Source organism: Bradyrhizobium sp. UFLA05-112 (assembly GCF_053572325.1).
In genome coordinates this window covers 1-5266 of record NZ_JBANBK010000173.1, presented here as the reverse complement: position 1 = coordinate 5266, position 5266 = coordinate 1, and the positions used below count along the sequence as shown (strand labels likewise).

4 protein-coding genes are annotated in these 5266 nt (G+C 60.8%); all 4 read left to right on the top strand.

From position 1 onward, the window contains the following. Positions 1-211 precede the first annotated feature (211 nt). Positions 212-1309, top strand: a complete 1098-nt coding sequence (locus SO180_RS41905; RefSeq protein ID WP_449384622.1) for an HlyD family secretion protein — start codon at positions 212-214, stop codon at positions 1307-1309. Continuing rightward, on the top strand, positions 1306-2943 hold the full coding sequence (locus SO180_RS41900) for an MFS transporter (protein ID WP_449384621.1): 1638 nt from the start codon (positions 1306-1308) through the stop codon (positions 2941-2943). The genes SO180_RS41905 and SO180_RS41900 overlap by 4 nt, the downstream gene beginning before the upstream one ends. Before the next feature lie 168 nt (positions 2944-3111). Beyond that, positions 3112-4500, top strand: coding sequence for a cytochrome ubiquinol oxidase subunit I (locus SO180_RS41895; protein WP_449384620.1), 1389 nt, complete (start codon positions 3112-3114; stop codon positions 4498-4500). Continuing rightward, positions 4497-5266: cytochrome d ubiquinol oxidase subunit II (locus tag SO180_RS41890; RefSeq protein ID WP_449384619.1), on the top strand; the 770-nt coding region annotated here is incomplete at its 3' end. The genes SO180_RS41895 and SO180_RS41890, both read left to right, overlap by 4 nt.

The following is a 5266-nucleotide window of genomic DNA, read 5'->3' as shown; positions in this document are numbered from 1 at the left end:
GACCAGTCCGCTCTGTGCCGCCTGTTTCGGCGCACGGTGGGGCACAATCCACACGCATGGCGGCGGGCGTTCAAGGGAGCCACGTCTGGCGGCGTTCTCCAATCGCCCCTGCTCCACTCCTGGCCATAGCATAGCAAGTCCGCGAGGATCTCGCGCGCGTCGAACGACTGACCGGTGAGGGTCAATGCCAGTCGACTCAAAAGACATGTTGATGCGCGAGGCCACACCCGAGCCGCTTCGCGATCATCGCGCGATTTCGGCGCTACGGTCCTACCTACGGTTCCTGCTGCCCACCCTCGTTCTGTTGGCCGTTGTTGCGCTTATCGCCGTCGCGGCGAACCGCTGGAACGCCTGGACGGGCCAGGCGGCCATACAATCGACCGACGACGCCTATGTGAGTGCGGACGTCACCCGGCTCAGCACCCGCATTTCCGGTCAGGTATCATCCGTCGCCGTCGACGATTTCCAGTCGGTCAAGGCAGGCGACTTGCTGATTCAGATCGATCCCTCCGACTACCAAGCTCAGGTGGATCTGGCGAACGCCACCCTGGCGGCATCGCGGGCTGCTATCGAAATCCTGGGCGACCAGATTGAGCGCCAATATGCTGTCATCGCGCAGGCTGAAGCGACGCTTCGATCGACAGAGGCCATCGAGACCGAGGCGCGCGAGGAGCAGGATCGGCAGCAAGCTCTGTCGCAGACTGATGCAGGCACGCGACAGCGGCTCGAGCAGGCGACTGCCGCCTACGGCAAGGCCCAGGCCGATACGCGCGCCAGTCGTGCGGCTGTCGCCGAACAACATCACCAGCTCGAGGTGCTCCAGGGGACGAAGAAGCAGCGTGCCGCGGATGTTGACGGCGCCAAAGCGACTTTGGCTGCCGCGAGTCTCCGATTGGGTTATACCAGCATCCTTGCGCCGTTCGATGGCGTGGTCAGCGAACGTCAAGTTCAGCTCGGCGATTATGTCACTGTCGGGCGAAACTTCATCAATATCGTGCCGCTCCCGAACGTCTACGTGATAGCGAACTACAAGGAAACGCAGCTCACGCGCATCCGCCCTGGTCAGGCCGTCGATATCGCAGTTGACAGTTTTCCGGACCGGCCGCTGCGCGGACATGTCGAGCGGATCTCGCCGGCGTCTGGCTCTCAGTTCGCGCTGCTCCCACCGGACAATGCGACCGGCAATTTCACCAAGGTCGTCCAGCGAATCCCCGTGCGGATCGCCTTCGACAAGCATCAGCCGCTGCTCGCTCAGCTGTTGCCGGGCATGTCCGTCGTCACCCACATTCATGTCGGTGGCGGCGGATGATCAGTAGCGACGATGATCGGCGCGGGCCCGTTTCATTCGGGGGTATCACTCCGCAACCGCTGTTCGCGGTTGCCGCCGTCGTTCTTGGCTCCATTTTCACCAATTACGACACGCGATTGATCGGCTACGGGCTCCCCGATCTGCGCGGAGCGTTCTCGCTCAGCTTCGACGAGGGAGCCTGGCTCTACACGGCCTCCGTCGGATCGCAAATATTCGTCGCTCCGGCGGTGGTCTGGCTCGTCACGACCTTCGGATTGCGACGTATCCTGGCGGTCCCCAGTTTGCTGTTTGCCGTCGTCTCCTATGCCATCCCGTTCGCCAGGAATTACGAAGCGCTGATGGTGTTGAGCATCATTTATGGGATGTTGCTGGGTACCTTTGTGCCGGCGACGTTCATGATCATATTCCGGCACTTGCCGATGAAGTGGTGGCTTTGGGCGATCGCCCTTTACGCAGTGCGCGTTGGGCTGACGCAGGATGTGGGCCTCGCCGCCGCCGGGCTGTTTGCCGCCGACCTCGGATGGCAATGGTTCTACTGGCAAGGCGTCGTGATTGCGCCGCTGATGGCATTGCTGGTCTATCTGGGCACACCTCCATGCCAGATCAACCATGACCTTTTGCGTAAGGCCGATTGGGCCGGCATGTTGTTGTTCGGCGCTTCATTGTCGATGTTCTACGCTGGGCTCGATCAGGGTAACCGGCTCGATTGGCTCGGCTCCGGCATCGTGGTTGGCCTGATTGCCGGTGGCGGCGCCCTCTTCATTGCCTTCCTGGTCAACGAAATCTACGCGAGCGATCCCTGGGCCAACATCAACGTGCTGTTCAAGCGCAACATCGGATTCGGCCTCGCGACCGCCCTGTTCTACACCCTGACGAGCCTCTCCAATTCCGTCCTCGTGCCCGGCTTTCTCGGGACCGTCACGTTGCTGCGTCCCGAGCAGTATGGATCGCTGATGCTGGCCTATGGCGCCCTGCCGATATTGATGCTGACACCACTTTCGATCGTTATCCTTCGACACTTCGATGCCCGTTGGGTTGCCGCCTTCGGACTATCGACCTTCGCCGCAGTAGGCTTTCTTGGCATGCAATTGACCAACGATTGGGCGGCAGCGGACTTTCGTGTGATCGTCCTCCTGTTGTCGGTCGGCCAGGTTTTCACCTTGACGCCAACCATTCTTACCCTGGTCGCAAACTCGGATTCGTCTCGTGCAACGGCATTCTCGGCGTATATCCAGGTCATCCGCGTGGTCGGCGCGGAGGTTGGCGTGGCGTTAATGACCACATGGCTGCGGGTCCGCGAGCAGATTCATTCGAATTATCTCGGGCTTCACGTTGCAGACGGCAATTCCGAGGTCGGACACCGATTGGCCGCACTCGCCGATCAACTCTCGGATCGTGGTGCTGATGCAGCATCGGCACGAGCGATCCATGTTTTTTCGGGAACCGTTGCGCGCGAAGCCAGTGTCCTGGCATTCATCGACGGCTTCTCACTGTGCTTTTGGCTGGCGATCGCCGGCCTATTCTGCCTGTGTTGGATCACACGGGCGCCACCAGGGCCGTTTACGCCCGCTCCGTTTGGCTTTGTCAAAGCGCTACTGCGTCGGTGCGGTGTAACTCTGGCGACGCACGCTTGAGAGTGAACGAACTCATTCGCCGGCATCAGCGCAACGCGCGGCTCGACACAGACAAATAGGGGCACGCTTTCACAATATTTGTTCGAGGCGAAACGGCACACTGAAGGATGTGCGGACAATCCTTCCAGCTCCTGGGAGCTGTCACGTGTCCGCGGATGGAGTGTGCCGATGGATCCCGTGATACTCTCGCGCCTACAATTCGCGTTCACGATTGGCTACCACATCCTTTGGCCGGCATTTTCGATCGGGATCGCATGGTTCATCGTCACCTTGAACGCCTTGTGGCTGCGGACCGGAAAGCCGGCATACCATCAGCTCGCGACCTTCTGGACGAAGGTCTTTGCCCTCGCGTTCGGGATGGGCGTCGTGACCGGTGTCGTCATCTCATATGAAATCGGACTTAACTGGTCCCGGTATGCGCGAGTCACGGCTGACGTCATCAGCCCGCTCCTGACACTCGAAGTCCTGACGGCCTTTTTCCTGGAAGCCGGCTTTATCGGGATCATGCTGTTCGGTGAGAAGCGCGTCGGGAAATGGCTGCATTTCGCGGCATCTGTGATCGTGGCGACGGGCACGGTCATCTCGGCATTCTGGATCATCGCGGCCAACTCCTGGATGCAGACGCCGGTGGATTTCACCATGACCGGCGACGGCCGGTTCGTCACCACGGATTTCTGGGGCGTGGTTTTCAATCCTTCGATGCCATATCGGCTCGCACATATGCTGCTGGCCAGCTTCATCACCGGAATTTTCGTCGTTGTCGGCGTGTCCGCGTTCTGGCTGCTGCGCGGCCGGGAGAAGGAGCAGGCGCCTGCCCGCGCGGCCTTCTCGCTCTGCCTCTGGATGGCAACGATTTTGGTACCACTGCAAATCTTCGTCGGCGATCAACACGGGCTCAACACCCGTAAATTCCAGCCGATGAAGCTCGCAGCGATCGAAGCGCGATGGGAGACGGCGAAAGCGGTGCCACTAACCGCCATTGCCTGGCCCGACGAGAAGGCTGAGCGCAACGACTACGCCGTCGAAATCCCCTGGCTAGGGAGCATCATTCTCACGCATTCGTTTAACGGCGAAGTCAAGGGCCTGAAAGAAGTTCCCGCGAGCGAGCGTCCGCCCGTCATTCCCGTATTCTTCGCTTTCCGGATCATGGTTGGCTGCGGAATGGCGCTGCTCGGCCTTGCGTTACTGTCTCTCTATCTTCGCTGGCGCCAGAAGCTGTTCGACACGGATTGGTATCTCTACGCGTGTCTGGTCGGCACACCGCTTGGCTTTATCGCGACGCTCGCGGGCTGGACAGTGACGGAGGTGGGACGGCAACCGTATGTCGTCTACGGACAGTTGCGAACCGCTGATGCCGTCTCCCCGATTGCAGGCGGGGCTGTCTTCGGATCGCTCGCCGTCGCGCTGGTGCTCTACAACCTCCTGCTACTCGGCTTCTTCTACTATGGCGGCCGATTGGTGTGGCGTGGGTTCGAGACCGAGACACCAACAACTCCCGTTGGCCGGCCGCTCGGCGCCATCCACGTAGCAATCGCAGCAACGGAAGCGATCAAATGAGCATTTTTGGCAATCTCGATCTGCCGGTGGTGTTCGCCGTGTCTGCGGCCTTCGTCATAGCGCTCTATGTCATCCTGGATGGTTTCGACCTCGGAGTCGGGATCCTCTTGCCATTCGCATCGTGTCCGGCGGACCGCGATATCATGATCCGAACATTGGCGCCCACCTGGGACGGCAACGAGACTTGGCTCGTACTCGGCGCGATGGTGTTATGGACCGCCTTTCCCGGAGCCTTCGCAATTCTCATCCCGGCGTACTACGTGCCCCTCGCCTTGATGCTGTTTGGGCTCGTTTTGCGCGGCGTTTCGTTCGGCTTCCGATCCCAGGGCGGTCCCTTGAGAGTCATCTGGACGGCGGCCTTCACTGGCGGCTCTGCGATCGCAGCCTTTTGCCAGGGCGCCATCCTGGGATCATTCATCGGCGGGACAATTCGAGTCGCCGACGGCCACTTTGCCGGCGGTCCGCTCGACTGGATCACGCCGTTTTCAGTCGCAACCGGCCTCGGGCTAGCAGCCGGTTATGGCCTGCTCGGCGCATGCTGGTTGATATGGAAAACCGAGGGATCGACGCAAGCTTCCGGCCGCAGGCTCGCGCTCGTAACGCTTCTTCTCACGGGAGCCGCAATCGCGTTGATCAGCCTGTGGACTCCATTGAGCGTCCCTGCGATCGCCGATCGTTGGTTCACGCTCCCCCATTTGTTGTCGCTCTCGCCGCTTCCCCTCCTCGCCGCAGCCGCCTGGGTCGGCGCCTTGCGGTCATTGTCCGG

Bases quoted from the DNA above. Each gene is read 5' to 3' on its own strand.
- SO180_RS41895 (WP_449384620.1), top strand. From the start codon at position 3,112: ATGGATCCCGTGATACTCTCGCGCCTACAATTCGCGTTCACGATTGGC.
- SO180_RS41905 (WP_449384622.1), top strand. From the start codon at position 212: ATGCGCGAGGCCACACCCGAGCCGCTTCGCGATCATCGCGCGATTTCG.
- SO180_RS41900 (WP_449384621.1), top strand. From the start codon at position 1,306: ATGATCAGTAGCGACGATGATCGGCGCGGGCCCGTTTCATTCGGGGGT.